The sequence below is a fragment of the Ochrobactrum sp. BTU2 genome (assembly GCF_024539785.1).
In the GTDB taxonomy this organism is placed as follows: Bacteria; Pseudomonadota; Alphaproteobacteria; order Rhizobiales; family Rhizobiaceae; genus Brucella; species Brucella anthropi.
This window is the reverse complement of the sequence record NZ_JAHWRG010000004.1, coordinates 467,968-488,021: the sequence shown is the minus strand read 5'-3', so window position 1 is coordinate 488,021 and position 20,054 is coordinate 467,968. Positions and strand designations below refer to the sequence as shown.

Here is a 20,054-nt window from a genome sequence, read left to right as displayed (position 1 = left end):
TTATTAAGGTTCAAGGAAGGATGATGCCTCGCTCAAGCCATCAGCTTTTGCTGTGGCGATGCTTTAGGGCAATTTTTGTCGGTACGTCAATAAAAGCCGCGCCGGAAACGGTTCCGGCGCGGTCTTTCAAGCTTCAAAAGCGATTATTTCCAGGCCGGGATGCCGGTGCCCTTGTAGGCACGGTCGATTTCGGCCTTCACGGCGTCGTTCTGGAACGAAGCCACGAGGTTTTTCACCCATTCGGCGTTTTCATCTTCGGTGCGGACCGCGATGAAGTTGTTGTACGGGTTGTTTTCCTTCGATTCCCAGCCGATTGCCTCTTCCTTCTTGAGGCCTGCCTTTGCTGCCCAATCGTTGTTCACGATGGCTGCATCGAGGTCATCGATGGAACGGCCGACAACACCGGCGTCGAGTTCCTTGATCTCAAGCTTCTTCGGGTTTTCAACGATGTCGATCGGGGTGGCCAGAATGCCTGCATCCGGCTTCAGCTTGATGAGGCCTTTCTCTTCCAGAACGCGAAGGGCGCGGCCTTCGTTTGACGGATCGTTCGGCACGCCGACGACCGCGCCTTCCTTCAGTTCGTCAAGGCTCTTGTGCTTGCGCGAATAAATGCCGATCGGCCAGACGGCGGTGTAGCCGGCGACGCTGATCTTGTAGCCGTGCTGCTTGACCTGCTCATCGAGATAAGGCTTGTGCTGGAAGGCGTTGGCGTCGATTTCCTTGCGTTCCAGAGCTTCATTCGGCTGGTTGTAATCGTTGAAGGTCACGCGCTCGATGTTGAGGCCGTGCTTCTTGCCTTCTTCGGCAACGACTTTCCAGACGTCTTCGTCTTCACCGCCCATGATGCCGACCTTGATGGTCTTGTCTTCTGCGTGGCTCGGTGCCGACGCGAAGCCGACAGTCAGTGCGGCTGCGGTGAAGAGAAGGGCTTTCAGACCGGCGCGACGGGTCAGCGTGTAGCGGGAAAGGACTGACGACATTTTGTTTTCCTTGTTTAAAAACTTTGGAGAGCCGGTCCCGGAAAGCGATCTTTTGAGATGATCTTTCTCCCCCTGCCCACCTTGTTGCCGATAATTCCCTTTTGTCAGGCAATAAACAAGGAAAATTATTTCAGAATTTGCCGAAGCCATGATGCCGAAATTGCGTTCACGAGACGGTGAGCGGATTGCCATTTCCGCTGACCGGGCACTCGGAAATCTGGTTCTAGCGGTTATCGGCGATAATCATCTGTGCGGCCTTCTCGGCGATCATGAGAGTCGGCGAGTTGGTGTTGCCGGAAGTGATGGTCGGCATGACCGAGGCGTCGGCAACGCGCAGGCCCGCAATGCCATTGAAGCGCAGGCGCGGATCGACGATTGCTTCCGCATCCTGCCCCATGCGGCAGGTGCCGACCGGATGGAAAATCGTGGTGCCGATATCGCCCGCCGCCTTTTCCAGCTGCTCCTGCGTTTCGTAAGCAGGGCCGGGCTTGAATTCCTCGGGGCGGAACTTCTGCAATGGAGCCTGTGCCACGATATGGCGCGTGATGCGGATTGCGTCGGCGGCAACGCGGCGGTCGCTTTCGGTGGTGAGATAATTCGGCCTGATTGCCGGTTGTGAACGATGATCCGGTGACTTGATGTGGATCGAGCCGCGACTGTCGGGGCGCAGATTGCACACGCTTGCCGTGAAGGCAGGGAAGGGGTGCACAGCCTCGCCGAATTTTTCCAGACTGAGCGGCTGCACGTGATATTGCAGATTGGCGGTCTCGTAGGACGGGTCGGAGCGGGTGAAGACGCCGAGCTGGCTTGGCGCCATGGACATAGGCCCCGAACGGCGCAGCAGATATTCCAGCCCGATCATTGCCTTGCCGACAAGCTTGCTTGCCTTTTCGTTGAGCGTCGGAATACCGGTAACCTTGTATGCGCAGCGCAATTGCAGGTGATCCTGCAGGTTTTCGCCGAGTTGCCTGCGCTCCAGCTTGATCGGAATGCCCGCTTGCTGCAGCACGTCGCCGCGCCCGATGCCCGACAATTCGAGAATTTGCGGCGAGCCGACCGCACCGGCAGCAAGAATGACCTCACGCTTTGCCTTCACCGTGCGGGTGGTGCCGTTCTGGTCGAAGGTGACGCCGGTGGCACGCAACTCCTCGATCTCGATGCGGCGCACATGCGCACCGGTTTCGACGGTGAGGTTCTTGCGATCCAATGCCGGGCGCAGAAAGGCTTTGGCCGTGTTCCAGCGAATGCCGCGCTTCTGGTTGACCTTGAAATAGGACACGCCTTCATTGTCGCCGCGATTGAAATCGTCGGTGGCGGGGATGCCCGCCGAGACGGCTGCATCGCGGAAGGCATCCAGAATATCCCAGTGCAGGCGAGCGCTCTCGACGCGCCATTCGCCGCCCGCGCCATGCAGATCGCTGGCACCTGCAAAATAATCTTCCGATTTCTTGAAGAGTGGCAGGACATCGTCCCAGCCCCAGCCTTCGCATCCGGCCTGACGCCACAGATCGTAATCGCGGGCCTGACCGCGCATATAGATCATGCCGTTGATCGACGAGCAGCCGCCAAGCACCTTGCCGCGCGGATAGCCGAGCGAACGACCGTTCAGCCCCGGCTCGGCCTCTGTGGTAAAGCACCAGTCGGTGCGTGGATTGCCGATGCAATAGAGATAGCCGACCGGGATGTGGATCCAGGCGTAATTGTCCTTTCCGCCTGCCTCCAGCAGCAGCACGGAGCGATTCTGGTCTGCGGAAAGCCGGTTCGCGAGGGCGCAACCTGCCGTGCCCGCGCCAACCACGATGTAATCGTAGGTGTCGGTCATGATCTCATATCCAGTAAAAGGCGGAGCCGCTATCGAACGAGCGTGCGGCTCCCGAAATGTTGGTTAGCCGAAGAGTTTCTTTCCAATTCGCGATGCATAGAACTCGCCTACGATTCCCTTACGGAAGAGGAGGACGCATGCCATGAAGATGACGCCCGTCACGATCGTTACCGGGAAGTCGGATGTTGCGAGATAGTTCTGCAGCGCGACGACGAAGGCAGCGCCGACGATGGGGCCTATGAGTGTTCCGATACCGCCCAGAAGCGTCATGAGGATCACTTCGCCCGACATCTGCCAGCCGACATCGGTCAGCGTTGCAAACTGGAAGACAAGCGCCTTCAGGCCGCCTGCAAGACCCGCGAGTGCTGCCGACATGACGAAGGCTGCAAGCTTGTAGCGGTTGACGGAATAGCCGAGCGAAACCGCGCGGTTCTCGTTTTCGCGTACCGACTTCAGGATCATGCCGAAGGGCGAATTGATGATGCGCCAGATAACGAAGACACCAAGGACGAACACGGCCAGCACGAAATAATACATGTTCATCGGCTGGTTGAGGTCGATGATGCCGAAGAGATATCCACGCGGCACGCCCTGCAATCCGTCTTCGCCATGGGTGAAGGTGGCTTGCAGGCAGAAGAAGAAGAACATCTGCGCCAATGCCAGCGTAATCATCGTCGAATAGATGCCCTGACGGCGAATGGCGAGATAACCGATGACGAGGCCAAGGGCGGCTGCGGCGAGAACGCCGAGTACGAGGCCGAGTTCCGGCGTGACGCCCCAGATTTTCACCGTATGGGCCGTGATATAGGCCGCGCCGCCGAAGAAGGCTGCATGGCCGAAGGACAGAATGCCAGTATAGCCCAACAGAAGGTTGAAGGCAGAGGCGAACAGCGCAAAACACAACATCTTCATCAGGAAGATGGGATAGACCATGAAGGGTGCTGCTAGCAGCCCGACGAGGGCAATGCCGAGCACGATGATCGAGAGGCTGTTGACGGCAGGCGCTTTGCTGTCGCGCGGGGTCGCAGTTGCCTTGAGAGCGGTATCAGCCATATCAGGCCTCCTTCCCGAACAGTCCGGCGGGTCGAACCAGAAGGACGATAGCCATGATGACGAAGATGACGATGCTGGAAGCCTCGGGGTAGAAGACCTTGGTGAGGCCTTCCGCCAGCCCCAGCACATAGCCGGTGATGATGGCGCCAAGGATCGAGCCCATGCCGCCGACGACCACCACGGCAAAGACCACGATGATGATGTTGGACCCCATTAGCGGGCTGACCTGATAGATCGGCGCGGCCATGATGCCCGCAACACCGGCAAGCGCCGCACCCAACGCATAGGTGAAGGTGAGGAGCAGTGGCACATTGATGCCGAAGGCTTTGACCAGTGTCGGGTTTTCGGTGGCGGCGCGCAGATAGGCGCCGAGCTTGGTCTTTTCGATCAGGAGCCAGGTGCCGAGGCAGACGAAAAGCGAGGCGACGACGACCCAGGCGCGATAGTTCGGCAGGAACATGAAGCCGAGATTGTGCCCGCCCGCAAGCGAAGGCGGCACGGCATAGGGCTGACCGGCAGCGCCATAATAATAGCGGAACGTGCCTTCGATCACGAGGGCAAGGCCGAAGGTGAAGAGCAGGCCATAGAGCGGATCGAGATTGTAGAGCCGCGACAGGGCCACGCGCTCGATGATCGCGCCACCAAGGCCGACGATAAGCGGAGCGAGGATCAGCGCTGGCCAGTAGCCGATGCCGAGCCAGCTCAACAGCAGATAGCCGACAAAGGCACCCAGCATATATTGCGCGCCATGAGCGAAATTGATGATGCGCAGAAGCCCGAAGATGATGGCAAGGCCGAGACTCAGCATGGCATAAAAGGAGCCGTTGATGAGGCCGACCAGCAGCTGCCCGAGAAGTGCCTGCAAAGGTATTCCAAAAATCATTGTCATCGTGTCATACCCCCAGCGCTTCGTTGAGCGCCGCCATGCGGGCGGGCAGTTCGGCGGTGGGGAAGTTTTCCGTCACCACGCCATGATCCATGAGATAAAAGCGGTCGGCGACCTTGGCGGCGAAGCGGAAATTCTGCTCGACCAGCAACACGGTCATGCCACGTTTTTTCAACTCCACCAGCACATCGCCGATGCGCTGCACGATGACGGGCGCAAGACCTTCGGTCGGCTCGTCGAGCAGCAGCACCTTGACCCCGGTGCGCAGGATGCGCGCAATTGCCAGCATCTGCTGTTCGCCACCCGAAAGCTTGGTGCCGGGGCTGTTACGGCGCTCATGCAGATTGGGAAAGAGTTCGTAGATTTCGTCAAGCGACATCGTGCCCTGACTACCTTTGGCGACGACAGGCGGCAAAAGCAGGTTTTCATGCACGCTCAAGGTGGCAAAGATGCCGCGCTCTTCGGGCACAAAACCGAGACCGGCATGGGCGATGCGATGCAGCGGCACGCGCATGATGTCCTTGCCGTCGAGCGTGATGGTGCCGGTGCGCTTGCGGATGATGCCCATGATGGCACGCAGCGTCGTCGTCTTGCCGACGCCGTTGCGGCCCAGAAGCGTGATGGTTTCGCCGGGCCAGATATCGAGGTCGACGCCGTGCAGGGCATGGCTTTCGCCATACCAGGCATTGAGCCCGCGCACGGATAATAGCGGTTGGCCTCTATTCATGTTCGGTTCCCATATAGGCGGTGCGCACGCGCTCGTCCTTGGAGACGGTGGCATAATCGCCGGAGGCGAGAATTTCGCCGCGCTGCAGCACCGTGACGTGGTGGGCAATGTCGGCCACCACCTTGAGATTGTGTTCGACCATCAAGACCGCGCGATCCTTCGCCACATCGGCAATGAGGGCGGCAATGGTATGGACATCTTCATGGCCCATGCCCGCCATCGGCTCATCGAGCAGCAGAACCTTCGGATCGAGCGCCAGCGTGGTGGCGATTTCGAGCGCGCGCTTGCGGCCATAGGACAGATCGGCGGCCAGCGCATGACGGGCATCGGCAAGGCCGACCCGCTCCAGAAGCTCGATGGCCTGTGCGTCGAGCCGGTCGAGTGCTGACAGCGAGCGCCAGAACTGTGTGGCAAGCCCATTGGGACGCTGCAATGCGACCTTTACATTTTCCAGCACGGTCAGGTGCGGAAAGGTGGCCGAAATCTGGAACGAGCGCACCAACCCCATGCGGGCCACCTTGGCCGGATCGGTCTTGGTGATGGTTTCGCCCAGAAGCGTGATCTCGCCACTCGATGGCTGCAAGAACTTGGTCAGGAGGTTGAAAACCGTGGTTTTGCCTGCGCCGTTGGGGCCGATCAACGCGTGAACACGAGCATGTTCCACATCGAGGTCGACATTCTTGACTGCATGAAAGCCGCCAAAAGACTTGCCCAGTCCTCGTGCCGACAGAACGGTCTTGCCGGATGAGCCGCCATCGTTCGGCCCTGCTTCATGCAGGGCCGTCATATTGCCAGTTGCTGCGTTCATTCAACCAGCCTCTTTTTACTGCGTTACCAGCGGGCAGCCGCTTTCTTCCGGCTTCATGTAGGCCTGATCGCCGGGAATGGTTGCAAGAACCTTATAGTAATCCCAAGGCGCCTTGCTTTCATCAGGCTTCTTCACTTCCATCAGATACATGTCGTAGATCATGCGTCCGTTGGCGCCGACCTTGCCGTGACGGGCAAAGACGTCTTCGACCGGCATTTCATGAAGCTTCTTGGCAACGGCCTCGGTTTCGTCGGTTCCGGCTTCCTTGATCGCCTTCAGATATTGAGTGACAGCGGAATAGGTGCCTGCCTGAACCATGTTCGGCATACGGCCCGTGCGCTCGAAGAATCGCTTGCCGAATTCGCGCGATTCATCGTCGCGATCCCAGTAGAAACCTTCGGTCAGCGTCAGGCCTTGAGCGGCTTCGAGGCCGAGACCGTGCACTTCCGACAGGGTAAAGAGCAGGGCCGCGAGGCGCTGGCCACCGGCAACGATGCCGAATTCAGCCGCCTGCTTGATGGCGTTGGACGTATCGAGACCTGCATTGGCAAGGCCGACCACCTTGGCGCCGGAGGCCTGTGCCTGCAGCAGGAAGGAGGAATAATCGGTGGTTGCCAGCGGGTGGCGCACGGAACCCAGAACCTTGCCGCCCTTGGATTCGACGAATTTGCTTGTCTGCTCTTCCAGCGAGTAGCCGAAAGCATAGTCGGCAGTGAGGAAGTACCAGGTATCGCCGCCCTGCTGCACAAGCGAGCCGCCGGTGCCGACTGCAAGCGCATGGGTGTCATAGGCCCAATGGAAGCCATAAGGCGTGCACTGCTTGCCGGTCAGTTCCGATGTGGCCGCACCTGTGTTGATGGTGATCTTCTTCTTGTCCTTGGACAGGGCCTGTACGGCGAGGCCGACCGATGAGGTTGTCAGTTCCATGATGGAATCGACCTGCTCGGTGTCGTACCACTGGCGCGCGATGTTCGAGGCGACGTCCGGCTTGTTCTGGTGGTCCGCCGTGATGATCTCAATCGGCGCATCGAGCACTTTGCCGCCGAAATCTTCAGCCGCCATCTTGGCAGCCTCGAACGACCATTTGCCGCCGAAGTCGGCATAAACGCCGGATTGATCGTTCAGAATGCCGATCTTGACCTTGCCGTCGGAAATTTCCGCTGCCGACGAGATAGCCGTGGCGGCGAAAAGCGCTGCCGTTGCAAGTGCGAGACATTTCATGAAGTGCTCCTCCCAATAACACCAAAACCGCCACGGAAAACCCGCACGGCATTCTTCAGAGCGCCATGCATCCTTACGGACGTACAAACGACGCTCTAAACTATTGAATCTACGCATTGTGCTTTCTGAAAATCGATTCCGATTTTCCGGCCAATGCTGTAGTGAAGCAGTCTTTCGAGATCAGGAAACGGCTTTTCCTCTGTGCCGTTCGCCCTCTGCTTCCGCCCGATTTGTTCCTCCGCCCCGGGCGTTTCTTTCTTTATTGCAGCTCCTGACGCAAACCTGTCTGGCATTTTCGACGGAGCTACTTTTTGAAACGGTAGCATTGACAAATGCGTACACGAACAACAATTTTTGAACACCGTCTGTTCGAAAACGTACAGATAGAGAGGCGGGGGCCACTGCAACTGTTTGGGAGGGGTGCATGCGGCAGTTCACATGGGACGATCTGCAATATTTTCTGGCGGTTGCGCGCACCGGCCAGCTCTCCACGGCGGCGCGGCAATTGCGCACCAGCCATGTCACTGTTCTGCGCCGGATCGACCGGCTGGAACAGGCCCTTGCGACCAAGCTTTTCGAGCGCAATCCGCGCGGTTATCTACTGACGCCCATCGGCGAACGGCTGGTGAACTCTGCCGAGGTCATGGAGCGCGAGGCGATGAAGTTCCAGACCGAGGCTACCGGCAATCTGGCGGCGCTGTCAGGTGTCGTGCGTCTCTCGACGCTGGAAGGTTTCGGCAATTTCTTTCTTGCCGACCGTCTGCCTGTGCTGGCGCAATCCTATCCGAGCCTGTTCGTGGAAGTGGTGACGATCCAGCAGATCATGTCGCTGTCGCGCCGCGAGGCGGAATTGTCGATCACGCTGCATATGCCGCGTACCGGGCCCTATCACAGCGAGAAGCTGACGCCTTATCGGCTCTTCATCTATGGTCATCGCGATTATCTGGAGCGGCATCCGCCGATCAGGACGCGCGAGGATATGGCCCGGCATCCGTTCATTGGTTACATCGACGACATGGTTTTCACGCCGGGCCTTGATTACATGCGCGAAATCCTGCCAGGGCAGCGCTGCACCTATCAAAGTTCCAGTATTCATGCGCAACTGATCGCCACGCAGATTGGCTATGGCTTGTGCGTGCTGCCTTACTTCATCGCCAGCCGGCATCCGGAATTGGTTCCGGTTCTGCCGCGCGAGATGCATCTGGTGCGTGAATATTGGATGAGCTGTCACATCGATGTGGTGGCTGCACCGCGAATCCGGGTGCTGAGCGATTTCATGATCCGCGCTGTGCGCGAATCTTCAGCAATCTTCCTCGGGGAACCCCTGCTACGGGCATGATATTGTAATGAGATTGTCGTTCGTTACTGATCAGATAGTGCCGCCGCCAATGGCGAAAATGCAAGTAATGACGAGTGCGGTAAAGCCGAACCCGATAATGAATAGATTAAGCGTCTTCATGTCCCCTCCTTTTCAACCCGGAGGCGTTATGTTCGACTTATGGTAGAATGTCTACCTTAAATTGTAGTAGTCCAAACTAAAGTTGTATAACTGAATTTCAGACGGTTTCGCGCTCGATATCCCGGCGAAGCACGATTGCTGTAGTGAGATCCTCTACAGTTTCATGAGTGGCGATGAGATCACGCAGGCTGTTGAGGCGGTCTATGGTGGGGACTTCAACCTCGACGATCAAATCGAGCTGGCCACTCACCGACGATACCCGGCGCACCTCGGCATGGCGCGCCAACTCATCGAGAAGGCCAAGCGCCGGTGTACGCTTGAGGCTGACCAGAATCATGGCGCGGATGACGTTCCTGTCGATCTGGCCGATGTCTGCCCTGTAACCGCGAATGACGCCATTTTTCTCAAGATTGGCGACACGCTCTCCGGTTGCACTGCGCGAAAGACCGATGCGTCCCGCCAGGGTTTTCAGCGGAATGCGCGCTTCCTTGGAGAGAATGGCCAGTATCTCGCGATCCTTCGCATCCAGTTCCCGCATGGTCGGTTCTTTCGTATTATCGTAAATGTGCCGGTCCATTCCGGCAAAGTGCCGGTCTGACCGACGCCTTGTCTGATGCCTGAAAATCGCGGACATGCCAAGCTCATCCTGTTACTTCCCATTCATATTCAACCCGTGAAGCGCCTCCCATGACCGATATTTCGCATCCCGCCCCCGATTTTTCTCCGCAAGAGGCTGAAGTGCTGGCCCAGCTTCATTTCGGCGTGACGGCGAGTGCCTCGCCGCTCGACAGCGAGCGTGATCGCAATTTCCGGCTGAAGACGGGCAATGGATCGGGGGACTGGATTCTGAAGGTCGTGAATGCCAGCGAACCGCGCGTTGAAAGCGAATTCCAGACCGCGCTGCTGCAGCATCTGGCCAAGGCTGATCCGGCGCTTGCCGTACCGCGCCTGAAGGCGAGCCTGTCGGGTGAGGTGCTGGCCTCTATCGAAAAGGAAAAGGGCAAGCCCCATGCGCTGCGGGTGGCAAGCTGGCTGCCGGGCACGCCGCTGGCCGAGGTCAGGCGCACCAAGGCGCTGATGCACAATCTGGGCGGTGCGCTGGGGCAGCTGGACCGCGCCTTGCAGGGCTTCATTCATCCGGGCGCCTTGCGTGATTTTGACTGGGATGTGCGCCACGCCGGACGGGCGCGTGACCGTCTGCATTTCATCGACAAGCCGGAAGATCGCGCCGTCGTCGAGCGCTTCCTTGTCCGTTTCGAGCGCGATATCGCGCCGAAGCTGCCGCTCCAGCGTGCACAGGTGATCCACAGCGATGCCAATGACTGGAATGTGCTGGTTGATCCGCAGGATAATGAACGTATTGCCGGGCTGATCGATTTCGGCGATGCGGTTCACACCGTTCTGGTTGCCGAAGTGGCAATTGCCGCTGCCTATTCCATTCTGGATATGGACGACCCGATTGGTGCAGCTGCGGCCCTCGCTGCCGGGTTCCATGCGAAATATCCGCTTTTGCCGCAGGAAATCGATCTCATATTCGATCTGATTGCGATGCGCCTCGTCACCAGCGTCACGCTGTCGGCTTCGCGCCGCGAGAAGACCGGCGACAATCCTTATCTTGCGATCAGCGAAGCACCTGCATGGCGGCTTCTGCACAAGCTTGATGCCATGAACGCGCGCTTCGCCACCGCCATCCTGCGCAAGGCATGCGGTTTCGATGCTGTCGACGGTGCTGGTGCAGTGCGTGACTGGATCAGCGCCAACCGAAAGAACCTCGCCCCCATCGTCCGCCCGCATCCGGCGACCATGACCAAGGCGCTGGTGCCCTATGGCGACCCGGCCCATGTGATGACGGTCGATTCTGCCGGGCAGCGCCCAAAGGAAGCCACCGCCTGGTGGGATGATTTCTGCACCCGCAACCATGTGCAGCTCGGCATCGGTCCATGGGGCGAAAAGCGTACTGTCTATACCGATGAGGCGTTTCGTTCACGCTTTGTCGAAGGCGAGCGGCGTGTCCACCATCTGGGCCTTGACCTGTTCATGCCTGCAGGCACGCCCGTCTACACGCCGCTTGCAGCTATTGTGAAAAGCGTCGAGATCGAGACCGCGCCACTTGGCTACGGCGGCCTGATTGCGCTGGAACATCAGTCGGAAGGCTGCCCGCCTTTCATCACGCTCTGGGGCCATATGGCGCATGAGGCTGTGTCCCGCCTGAAGCCGGGGCAGAAACTGGCCGCCGGTGATCTCGTCGGCCAGATGGGCGACATGCACGAGAATGGAGGTTGGACACCGCATCTCCATTTCCAGATTTCGACGGATACCGGCCTCACGGCAGCGGAAATTCTGGGCGTCGGCGAACATGCCTATCTTGATGTTTGGGCCGATATCTTCCCGGATGCCGCAGCTCTTGCCGATATTCCGGCGGAAGCCTTTCACCAGACCGGTCGCACGCGCGCCGAGATCGTCAGCGCCCGCAAGGATATTCTGCTGCCGAACCTCTCCATCTCCTACTCCGAGCCGATCAAGTTTGTGCGTGGTGAAGGCGCATGGCTGATCGACAATCGGGGCCGCGCCTATCTCGATTGCTTCAACAATGTCTGCCATCTCGGCCACGCTCATCCGCAGGTGGTGGAGGCGATTGCCAGACAGGCCGCAATCCTCAACACCAATACGCGCTATCTGCACGACAACATCGTTTCCTATGCGGAGCGCCTGACGGCGACTTTGCCCGAAGGTTTGACGGTGGCCTCGTTTGCCTGCTCGGGCAGTGAGGCGAACAGTCTGGCGCTGCGTATGGCACGCGCGCATTCGGGCCAGCGCGATGCGCTGGTGCTCGACTGGGCCTATCACGGCACGACCCAGGAGCTGATCGATCTCAGCCCTTACAAGTACAAGCGCAAGGGCGGCAAAGGACGTCCGGATCACGTGTTTGAGGCCGTCATCCCTGACAGCTACCGCGCGCCGGAAAATTGGCCGCTGGCAGAACATGGCAAGCGCTTTGCTGAAAGTATTGCCGAGCAGATCGAGGCCATCAAAAGCCTTGGACGCGGCCCGGCTTATTTCATTGCCGAGTCGATCCCGAGCGTCGCCGGTCAGGTCTTCCTGCCGAAAGGCTATCTGCAGGAAGTCTACGCGATGGTGCGGGCGGCTGGTGGTGTCTGCATCGCGGATGAGGTGCAGGTTGGCTTCGGTCGTGTCGGCAGCCACTGGTGGGCGTTCGAAATGCAGGATGTGGTGCCGGATATCGTCACCATGGGCAAGCCTATCGGCAACGGCCATCCGATGTCGGCAGTGGTAACGACCCGTGAAATAGCCAGCAGTTTCAACAATGGCATGGAATATTTCAACACGTTTGGCGGCAATCCGGTTTCCTGCGCGGCAGGTCTGGCAGTGCTGGATGTCATTGAGCGCAACGATCTGCGCCGCAACGCGCTTGATATCGGCAACTATCTCATCGACGGGTTCCGCTCGATGCAGAAGCGCTTCGATATCATCGGTGATGTGCGCGGGCAGGGGCTGTTCCTCGGTATCGAACTGGTCACGGATCGCAAGACCAAGGAACCGGCAACGGCTCTGGCCAAGAAGATCAATGATGGCGCGCGCGAACGCGGCATTCTGATGGGGACTGAAGGTCCGTTCGACAATGTCCTGAAAATGCGCCCGCCGATGATCTTCACGCGTGCCAATGCCGATCATCTGCTGAGCGTTCTGGAGGACAGCTTCGCGGCTGCACTGAAGTAGTTCGTAGTCGGATAACTGAACAAACAACAAGCCCGGCGGCGTGCTGCCGGGCAATGGATCGGCTTTTTCGAAATTCTGGGCCGAAATTCTGGGCCGAAACTCTGGCCTGAAACTCTGGGAGGAGGAACAATGAAAAAAATAGTTTTGGGTTCGTTATTGGCGGCGGGCTTTGCCATGTCCGCTCAAAGTGGGGCGCAGGCGGATACGCTTTCGACCGTGAAGGAGCGCGGCAAGATCAATTGCGGCGTCAGTCAGGGCGTTGCAGGCTTTTCGTCGCCAGACGATCAGGGCAAATGGACCGGCTTCGATATTGATTTCTGTCGTGCGGTATCGGCGGCAGTCTTTGGCGATCCTGACAAGGTGAGCTTCATTCCGCTTTCGACCAAGGAACGCTTCACGGCGTTGCAATCCGGCACGGTCGACCTGCTTTCGCGCCAGACCACCTGGACGCTTTCGCGTGATGCGGGCATGGGCATCCATTTCGTCGGCACCGCCTATTATGACGGTCAAGGTTTCATGATCCGTAAGGATCTGGGTATCGATAGCGCCTTGAAGCTCGACGGCGCTTCGGTCTGCACCGAGCAGGGCACGACCACCGAACAGAACGCCGCTGATTTTTTCAGCGCCAACAGTATCAAGTATGAACCGGTGGTGATTGATTCTGCCGATGGCATCCTGAAGGCATTTGAAACGGGTCGCTGTGATGTTTACACGACCGACGCGTCCGCACTTTATGCGCAACGTCTGAAGCTTGCCGAACCTGATGCTTTCACCGTTCTGCCGGAAGTGATTTCCAAGGAGCCGCTTGGACCTGCCGTCCGCCAGGGCGACGATAAATGGTTCAACATCGTTCGCTGGACGCTGTTTGCAATGCTTGAGGCAGAGGAACTGGGCATTACGCAAGCCTCCGCTGATGCGGATCTGAACTCCAAGAAGCCGGACGTGCGCCGTTTCCTCGGATCGGAAGGCGATAGCGGCCAACAGCTCGGCCTTGAGCCGAAATGGGCCTATAATGTCGTCTCCAAGATCGGCAATTATGGCGAAATGTTTGAACGCACCATCGGCAAGGGCAGCCTGCTCAAGATCGACCGCGGCATCAATGCGCTGTGGAACAAGGGCGGGCTCATGTATGCGCCGCCTGTAAAATAACCGGTTTACAGCTCTTCGAGCAGGTCGCCGGAGGCTTCGATATCACGCAGGCGCTTTCGTCCGGAAGCGCCTGCTTTTTCAATGGCCCGCGTGGTCAATAAATGGCAGAGCGCCATGACCGCAACGTGATTGAACAACGGGCCGGGTGCCAGTGTCTGGCAATGAAAATGCCATTGCGCGGAAGCCCGGAACGGCGCGCCTTCATCGGTGATGTAGAGAAGTTTCGCACCACGCTTTTCGATGGCGGCAAGGATGTCGTCCATTTTTGCAATACGGCGGCGAAGCGCGAAGACGATGACCATATCGTCAGGGCTGATGCTGGCAATATATTCGCCAAGTGTTTGGCCCGGTCCGGGAACCGCAACGATATTGTCCACCACCTGTATCATCTGCCATTGCAGATAGGCCGCAAAAGGCTGGCTGCTGCGAAAGCCGAATACCCATGTCTTGCGTGCGCCGAGCATTGCTTCCACAACGGCGTCGATCTGTGTTTCGCGTATGGAAAGAAAGGTCTTTTCCAGATTGGCGATGCCCTGACCGACATGCGAAGACAGGGACTGGCCGCTCTCCGCATCGGTGGCACTCGACAGAAACAGACGCGATCCCGTCTGTTTTTCCTCACGGGCATGGCGTCGGGATTCTTCATAGGTGTCATAACCGAGGCGCTGTACGAAACGCGTCACGGTCGCGTTGGAAACATGGGCGAGAGCTGCCAGTTCCGACGCCGAATAGCTCGCCAGTTCCCCTGGAAAATCACATACGAATTCACCCAGCCTTTTTTCGGCTGGCGGCAGTTCGTCCATAACGTCTCTTACGCGGGTCAGAAAGGACTTTTCGGTGGGTTTCATGTGCCGCCTGATGAAATCATATTTTCAGATTGCCTAACTATTAGCAGCTTTTGACTATTTTTGCATCTTTTTCGCCTAAGCTTTGAGCAGATTATCTATCTGAAAATAAACGATAAAAAATTGCTTGTAAAAATTGATTTTCTGATGTTTGATTATGAAAAAATAATTTCATACGGCTAATATCATGGGAGTTGGACCGTTATGGCAGGGGAACAAATGATACAATCCGGTGCGACGTCACCGGCCATCAAGCAGATGGAAAATGCATTGGGAAATATCGGCGTGACAACTGCGCACAAGCAGATTCTCGCGCTGATCCTGATCGGCTGTCTCTTTGACAGTTTCGAGCAGAACACGATTGGCCTCGTCGGGCCGATCCTTCGCGAACAATGGGGTCTGTCGGGCGCCGATATCGGCTTCCTCAATACCATCACTTTCGCAAGCGCGGCCATTGGCCGTCTCTTGTCCGGCATTCTTGGCGACCGGTACGGCCGCCGTGTCATGCTGACGATCAATCTTCTTCTCTTCACCGTCGGTTCCGCACTTTGTGCGCTCGCACCGAGCTTCGGCTGGCTCTGTCTCGCACGCGCCATCGTCGGCTTTGGTGTCGGCGGCGAAATTTCGACTGCCGTTACGATGCTTGCCGAATTCTGTTCGCCGAAGTTCCGTGGAACTGCAGCCGGTCTCGTCAATGTCGGCGCAGGCGGTTTCGGCAACTTCCTCGCCCCGGCTTTCGGCCTGCTGGTTTTCACGCTCTTTCCGGGCGACGACAACTGGCGCTGGCTCTTCGCTGTTCTGGCGATCCCCGCTTTCCTCGTTGTTTTCTTTCGCCGTTACGTGCCTGAAACACCGCGTTTTCTGGCCTCGCAAGGCAAGATCGACGAAGCAAACAAGGTGCTTTCCATTCTGGCGTCCGGATCACTCCGACCCAAGAACCTGAAAGTCACTGAATATCTGTCGAAGTCGGAAGACAGTGACACCAAGCCTGTCAAGGGCAATTGGAGGGAACTGTTCCAGGCGCCTTATCTTGGCCGCACCGTCCCTGTGGCGATCGCGATCCTGATGAGCTACGGCGCACAGCTTTCCGTCCTGACGCTGATGCCAATGATTTTCGTTTCGATGGGCTACACGCTTTCGGGCAGCCTTCTTTACAGCATGATCATCCAGAGCGGCAGCGTGCTCGGTGCCATTGCAGCATCGGCATTCGGCTATTACTTTCCGCGCAAGAAAGTTCTCAGCCTGGGTGCGGTCTGTGCCTGTGCCGCAGCGCTTTCGATCATCTATCTGGGCACGAACATCTATCTGGTGCTGTTCTTCGGAGCGCTGTTCCAGTTCTTTGTCCTGTTGCTCAACACGTCGATCTGGATTTACGCGCCGGAACTCTATCCGACCCGTATCCGCGGCTTCGGTGTGGCACTCATCCTCGCGAGCGGTTCGGCTGCCGGATCCTTCGTGCCGACGATTGCGGGTGCCTTGTTCGACACATACGGAATGCTTGGTGTCTTCGGCCTTGCCGCATCGATGTATGCCATCTTCGCATTCTGCATCCAGCTTGGGCCGGAAACCTATGGTCGGTCCATGGAAGACTTGACGCAGCCGGCGGAAGCCGACGAGCCGACGGTCGATTTCACAAAAACTGCTAAAGAACAGGCCTGAACATGACTGCATCATCCCCCTATGTCCTGCTGATCAATCCAAACAGCTCAGAGGCAACGAGCGGGATGATGCTCGATATTGCCAGGCGGAAGGCGAACGGGCGGCTTCGGATCGAAGCCGCCACTGCGACACGCAGCCCTTCGATGATCGTCAATGACGAGCAGCTGATGGCTTCAGCGGCGCAAGTCATAGAAATCGGCAGGGGGCAGAATTCAAACTGCATCGGGGTCATTGTCAGCGCTTATGGCGATCCCGGTGTCGTGCATCTGCAGGAGAGCCTGGCCGTGCCGGTTCTCGGCATTTGCGAGGCCTCGATGGTCGAGGCAACACGGAATGGACGACGGTTCGGCATTGCGACGGTAACGCCGGATCTTGCCGATGCGATAGCGGCGCGGGCGGAAAGCCTAGGCCTGTCGCATCTTTATACGGGTATTCGCTGCACGCCCGGAGACCCTGAGAAGCTGGCGCGCGATGGCGCGCGTCTGCGTACAGAACTGGAAGCGGCGGTACGGCTTTGCATCATGGATGGAGCCGAAGCGGTCATCATCGGCGGTGGGCCGCTCGGGGAAGCTGCGGAACAACTGCGTGGCGGCTTCGATATTCCGATTGTCGCGCCGATCTCGTCAGCGGTGGAGCTGATGATCGAAGCGCTCGACAAACAGCAGGTCTGTGGAGAAGCGCAGGCCTGATCGTGGGATTGCCGGGACATTCGTTCCGGCGACCGAAAGGCATTTTATCGGTGCGGTACACCCCCTTGCACCGGATCACAGATAACCCGGGGGCGTTGTGATTGAAAATGTCTTTGTGCACGCTTCCTTCTTGGCCGAGAAGAAAGCGTGCTTTTTTATTTGGCGTCCGTCTATCGCTGCTTGGCCAGACCCTGCTCGCGCATCTGGCTGAGGCTCATCTTCGGTGAAAGCGCTTCCGGATCGATGCGGATTTCGATGAGGCCCGGCTTGCCGGACTTTTCGCAAGCCTCGAAGGCAGGGGCAAAATCAGCCGTCTTTTCCACCACTTCGCCATGCAGGCCATAGGCGCGGGCAAGCGCTGCGAAGTCAGGATTGGCGAGGCCGGTGCCTGAAACGCGGCCCGGATAGGTGCGCTCCTGATGCATACGGATGGTGCCATACATGCCGTTATTCACGACGATGAAGATGGCATTGGCACCATATTGCGCCGCCGTTGCCAGTTCCTGACCGTTCATGAGGAAACAGCCGTCGCCTGCAAAGGCAACAACCGTGCGTTCCGGCGCGGTGAGCTTGGCCGCGACCGCAGCCGGTACGCCATAGCCCATCGAGCCGTTGGTGGGTGCCAATTGGCTGCGATAGGTGCGGTACTGGTAGAAGCGATGCGGCCAGGCGGAATAGTTGCCTGCGCCATTGGTGATGATGGCGTCGGCTGGCAGATGTGCGCGCAGCCATTCCATCACTTCGCCCATCTGCACATCGCCGGGGATGACCGGCGATTTGATGTTGTCGCGGTAATCGGCATTGGCGCCGTCGGTCCATGATTTCCAGCGCGGATCGGCAACCGGCGCAAGCTTTGCCGCCGCCGCACAGAAGGCAGGCATCGAAGCATTGACCGGAACGTCTGCATGATAAACGCGACCCAGCTCTTCTGCGCCCGGATGGATATGGACGAGCTTTTGCTGCGGCACCGGAATGGAGACGAGTTCGTAGCCCTGTGTCGTCATTTCGCCGAGGCGGGCACCGATTACGATCAGCAGATCGGCATCGCGAACGCGCTGCGCCAGCTTGGGGCTGATCGAGGTTCCCATTTCGCCCGCATAAAGCGGATGGGTGTTGTCGAACATGTCCTGGCAGCGGAAAGATGCGGCGACCGGCAGGTGCATGTTCTCGGCAAATTTCCGCAGGTCAATGGTGGCTTCTGCGTTCCAGCCGCCACCGCCGACGATTACCAGAGGCCGTTCGGCCTTTGCAAGAAGCGCCTGCATGTCCTGCAACTGATCAGTGCCCGGATGCATCTGAACCTGTTTAAAGGCTGGTGCGTCGCTGACGGCGGCATAGGATGTCAGCATGTCTTCCGGCAGGGCGATCACGACCGGGCCGGGGCGACCGTTGACGGCGCGGTGGAAGGCTTGGCTGACCAGTTCTGGAATGCGGGCGGCATCGTCGATCTGGACGACCCATTTGGCCATCTGGCCGAACATGCGGCGATAGTCGATTTCCTGAAATGCCTCGCGCTCGACCTGATCGCTGGCGACCTGACCGATGAAGAGCAGCATCGGCGTTGAATCCTGAAAAGCTGTATGCACACCGACAGAGGCGTTTGTTGCGCCGGGACCGCGTGTGACGAAGCAGATGCCCGGCTTGCCGGTCAGCTTGCCATAGGCTTCCGCCATATAGGCCGCGCCGCCTTCCTGCCGGCAGACGATCAGGTCAATCGCGTCGCTGGAATCATGAAAGGCGTCAAGCGCAGCGAGATAGCTCTCGCCGGGGACGCAGAAGACCCGGTCGGTGCCGTGGATGCGCAGCGCATCCACCAAAATCTGGCCTCCGGTACGGGCATTGGGTTTGCTCGTCATTGTATGCATTTCCTCAATCTCACCATGTCTCGCTCGCCATTCCGGCTCGCCTTGCAAGGACGGTTTCTCCGCCTCTTTTCAAAAAGATCCTCCCGAAAACCGGGACAATCCATGTGTTGGGGGAACGGGAACTCATGGTCAGACGCACCCAAATGGCCGACAGGTGCATAAACCTCAGTCTCGCGGCAAAGTTTACGTTCAGCCGCCTGCTTCTCCTCCCAGTCAAGCACGCTGATATGAACATAGCCAGCGGTGCGAATACAGATTAAACATCATGACTAAACTGTATGAACTCATGATGCACCGGTATGGAGGAATGGCGATGGCCAGGGAAAACACGGGTAAGATCCGCGTCGGTATTGGCGGATGGGCCTATGAACCGTGGGACAAGAGCTTCTATCCTGAAAAACTGTCGAAGAAGCGCCAGCTTGAATATGCATCGAGCAAGCTCACATCCATCGAGATCAACAGCACTTATTACGGTCCGCAGAAACCCACGACCTTCGCCAAATGGCACGATGAAACGCCGGAAGGCTTTGTGTTTTCGCTGAAGGCACCGCGTTTTTCCACCAATCGCCGTGTCCTGGCGGAGGCGGGTGAGAGCATTGAACGGTTCATGACCGGCGGCATGATGGAACTGAAGGACAAGCTCGGCGTGGTCAACTGGCAATTCATGGGAACGAAGAAGTTCGACCCCGTGGACTTCGAGGCGTTTTTGAAGCTTCTGCCGAAGCGTGTCGACGGGCGCGATGTGCGCCATGCGGTGGAAGTGCGCCACGACAGTTTCAATTCACCGGACTTCATCGCCTTGCTGCGCGAATATGGCGTAGCGGTGGTGATTGCAGGCGACAGCGACTTTCCGCAATTCGCCGATATGACCGCACCTTTCGCCTATCTTCGCATCATGGGAACGAAGGAAAGCGAGCCGCTTGGCTATGGTGAAAGTCATCTCGATCAGTGGGCTGCACGCGCCAAGGCGATAGCAGCGGGAGAACCCGCCGAAGGGTTGAAGACCGTGACGCCGCCTGTTGCGGACCATATCGCCCGCGATGTCTATCTCTATGTGATCAGCGGCTATAAGGCGCATAATCCGCATGCGGCCATGGCCTTGATCGAACGGACAAAATGATGCCTCGTGGCGGCTGTTGATTTTCATCTGAGT

16 protein-coding genes are annotated in these 20,054 nt (G+C 58.1%); 6 read left to right on the top strand and 10 right to left on the bottom strand.

Going from position 1 to position 20,054, the window contains the following annotated elements:
• Positions 1–143: 143 nt before the first annotated feature.
• The 7 genes from KWJ32_RS14780 to KWJ32_RS14750 form a co-directional block, all read right to left on the bottom strand.
• Entirely contained in the window at positions 144–980 is an 837-nt protein-coding gene (locus tag KWJ32_RS14780; RefSeq protein ID WP_010659463.1) for a MetQ/NlpA family ABC transporter substrate-binding protein, read from the bottom strand.
• A gap of 223 nt (positions 981–1,203) precedes the next feature.
• Complete coding sequence (locus tag KWJ32_RS14775) at positions 1,204–2,802, bottom strand: GMC family oxidoreductase N-terminal domain-containing protein (RefSeq protein WP_012091471.1); 1,599 nt, start codon at positions 2,800–2,802, stop codon at positions 1,204–1,206.
• 63 nt (positions 2,803–2,865) lie between these two features.
• Entirely contained in the window at positions 2,866–3,855 is a 990-nt protein-coding gene (locus tag KWJ32_RS14770; protein WP_012091472.1) for a branched-chain amino acid ABC transporter permease, read from the bottom strand.
• A gap of 1 nt (position 3,856) precedes the next feature.
• Positions 3,857–4,744 (bottom strand): branched-chain amino acid ABC transporter permease, encoded by an 888-nt coding sequence (locus KWJ32_RS14765; protein ID WP_010659466.1) that lies wholly within the window; start codon positions 4,742–4,744, stop codon positions 3,857–3,859.
• 4 nt (positions 4,745–4,748) lie between these two features.
• Positions 4,749–5,468: an ABC transporter ATP-binding protein gene (locus KWJ32_RS14760; RefSeq protein WP_010659467.1), complete on the bottom strand. Its 720-nt coding sequence runs from the start codon at positions 5,466–5,468 to the stop codon at positions 4,749–4,751.
• Positions 5,461–6,276, bottom strand: coding sequence for an ABC transporter ATP-binding protein (locus KWJ32_RS14755; protein ID WP_010659468.1), 816 nt, complete (start codon positions 6,274–6,276; stop codon positions 5,461–5,463). Before KWJ32_RS14755 ends, KWJ32_RS14760 begins: the two co-directional genes overlap by 8 nt.
• 15 nt (positions 6,277–6,291) lie before the next feature.
• Positions 6,292–7,497 carry an ABC transporter substrate-binding protein gene (locus tag KWJ32_RS14750; protein WP_012091473.1) on the bottom strand — a complete coding sequence of 402 codons (1,206 nt, stop codon included), beginning with the start codon at positions 7,495–7,497 and terminating at the stop codon, positions 6,292–6,294.
• A 424-nt stretch (positions 7,498–7,921) separates the two neighbouring features.
• On the opposite strand from KWJ32_RS14750, the gene KWJ32_RS14745 reads away from it, so the two are divergent.
• Positions 7,922–8,836, top strand: a complete 915-nt coding sequence (locus KWJ32_RS14745) for a LysR family transcriptional regulator (protein ID WP_012091474.1) — start codon at positions 7,922–7,924, stop codon at positions 8,834–8,836.
• Positions 8,837–9,053: 217 nt separating this feature from the next.
• Here KWJ32_RS14745 and KWJ32_RS14740 read toward each other — a convergent pair whose 3' ends face one another.
• Positions 9,054–9,494 (bottom strand): Lrp/AsnC family transcriptional regulator, encoded by a 441-nt coding sequence (locus tag KWJ32_RS14740; RefSeq protein ID WP_010659472.1) that lies wholly within the window; start codon positions 9,492–9,494, stop codon positions 9,054–9,056.
• A gap of 149 nt (positions 9,495–9,643) precedes the next feature.
• Here KWJ32_RS14740 and KWJ32_RS14735 point away from each other — a divergent pair, with 149 nt between their 5' ends.
• Together KWJ32_RS14735 and KWJ32_RS14730 are read left to right on the top strand one after the other, a co-directional pair.
• A complete protein-coding gene (locus tag KWJ32_RS14735) occupies positions 9,644–12,694 on the top strand; it encodes an aminotransferase class III-fold pyridoxal phosphate-dependent enzyme (protein ID WP_012091475.1) in 3,051 nt (1,016 codons plus the stop codon).
• Between the two features lie 129 nt (positions 12,695–12,823).
• Entirely contained in the window at positions 12,824–13,843 is a 1,020-nt protein-coding gene (locus KWJ32_RS14730) for an amino acid ABC transporter substrate-binding protein (protein ID WP_012091476.1), read from the top strand.
• A 5-nt stretch (positions 13,844–13,848) separates the two neighbouring features.
• On the opposite strand, the gene KWJ32_RS14725 is transcribed toward KWJ32_RS14730, so the two are convergent.
• Positions 13,849–14,691, bottom strand: a complete 843-nt coding sequence (locus KWJ32_RS14725) for a MurR/RpiR family transcriptional regulator (RefSeq protein ID WP_010659475.1) — start codon at positions 14,689–14,691, stop codon at positions 13,849–13,851.
• 201 nt (positions 14,692–14,892) lie between these two features.
• Here KWJ32_RS14725 and KWJ32_RS14720 point away from each other — a divergent pair, with 201 nt between their 5' ends.
• Both KWJ32_RS14720 and KWJ32_RS14715 read left to right on the top strand, forming a co-directional pair.
• On the top strand, positions 14,893–16,347 hold the full coding sequence (locus tag KWJ32_RS14720) for an MFS transporter (RefSeq protein ID WP_010659476.1): 1,455 nt from the start codon (positions 14,893–14,895) through the stop codon (positions 16,345–16,347).
• A gap of 2 nt (positions 16,348–16,349) precedes the next feature.
• Positions 16,350–17,036 (top strand): aspartate/glutamate racemase family protein, encoded by a 687-nt coding sequence (locus KWJ32_RS14715; RefSeq protein WP_012091477.1) that lies wholly within the window; start codon positions 16,350–16,352, stop codon positions 17,034–17,036.
• A gap of 170 nt (positions 17,037–17,206) precedes the next feature.
• Here KWJ32_RS14715 and KWJ32_RS14710 read toward each other — a convergent pair whose 3' ends face one another.
• The gene (locus tag KWJ32_RS14710; protein WP_151610236.1) at positions 17,207–18,892 is read right to left on the bottom strand and encodes a thiamine pyrophosphate-binding protein; all 1,686 of its coding nucleotides are present in this window, start codon (positions 18,890–18,892) and stop codon (positions 17,207–17,209) included.
• A 322-nt stretch (positions 18,893–19,214) separates the two neighbouring features.
• Here KWJ32_RS14710 and KWJ32_RS14705 point away from each other — a divergent pair, with 322 nt between their 5' ends.
• Entirely contained in the window at positions 19,215–20,021 is an 807-nt protein-coding gene (locus tag KWJ32_RS14705) for a DUF72 domain-containing protein (RefSeq protein WP_010659479.1), read from the top strand.
• The last annotated feature ends 33 nt before the right edge of the window (positions 20,022–20,054 follow it).

Excerpts from the sequence above, each read along its gene's own strand:
- KWJ32_RS14780 (WP_010659463.1), bottom strand. The coding sequence starts at position 980 with ATGTCGTCAGTCCTTTCCCGCTACACGCTGACCCGTCGCGCCGGTCTG.
- KWJ32_RS14775 (WP_012091471.1), bottom strand. The coding sequence starts at position 2,802 with ATGACCGACACCTACGATTACATCGTGGTTGGCGCGGGCACGGCAGGT.
- KWJ32_RS14770 (WP_012091472.1), bottom strand. The coding sequence starts at position 3,855 with ATGGCTGATACCGCTCTCAAGGCAACTGCGACCCCGCGCGACAGCAAA.
- KWJ32_RS14765 (WP_010659466.1), bottom strand. The coding sequence starts at position 4,744 with ATGACAATGATTTTTGGAATACCTTTGCAGGCACTTCTCGGGCAGCTG.
- KWJ32_RS14760 (WP_010659467.1), bottom strand. The coding sequence starts at position 5,468 with ATGAATAGAGGCCAACCGCTATTATCCGTGCGCGGGCTCAATGCCTGG.
- KWJ32_RS14755 (WP_010659468.1), bottom strand. The coding sequence starts at position 6,276 with ATGAACGCAGCAACTGGCAATATGACGGCCCTGCATGAAGCAGGGCCG.
- KWJ32_RS14750 (WP_012091473.1), bottom strand. The coding sequence starts at position 7,497 with ATGAAATGTCTCGCACTTGCAACGGCAGCGCTTTTCGCCGCCACGGCT.
- KWJ32_RS14745 (WP_012091474.1), top strand. The coding sequence starts at position 7,922 with ATGCGGCAGTTCACATGGGACGATCTGCAATATTTTCTGGCGGTTGCG.
- KWJ32_RS14740 (WP_010659472.1), bottom strand. The coding sequence starts at position 9,494 with ATGCGGGAACTGGATGCGAAGGATCGCGAGATACTGGCCATTCTCTCC.
- KWJ32_RS14735 (WP_012091475.1), top strand. The coding sequence starts at position 9,644 with ATGACCGATATTTCGCATCCCGCCCCCGATTTTTCTCCGCAAGAGGCT.
- KWJ32_RS14730 (WP_012091476.1), top strand. The coding sequence starts at position 12,824 with ATGAAAAAAATAGTTTTGGGTTCGTTATTGGCGGCGGGCTTTGCCATG.
- KWJ32_RS14725 (WP_010659475.1), bottom strand. The coding sequence starts at position 14,691 with ATGAAACCCACCGAAAAGTCCTTTCTGACCCGCGTAAGAGACGTTATG.
- KWJ32_RS14720 (WP_010659476.1), top strand. The coding sequence starts at position 14,893 with ATGGCAGGGGAACAAATGATACAATCCGGTGCGACGTCACCGGCCATC.
- KWJ32_RS14715 (WP_012091477.1), top strand. The coding sequence starts at position 16,350 with ATGACTGCATCATCCCCCTATGTCCTGCTGATCAATCCAAACAGCTCA.
- KWJ32_RS14710 (WP_151610236.1), bottom strand. The coding sequence starts at position 18,892 with ATGACGAGCAAACCCAATGCCCGTACCGGAGGCCAGATTTTGGTGGAT.
- KWJ32_RS14705 (WP_010659479.1), top strand. The coding sequence starts at position 19,215 with ATGGCCAGGGAAAACACGGGTAAGATCCGCGTCGGTATTGGCGGATGG.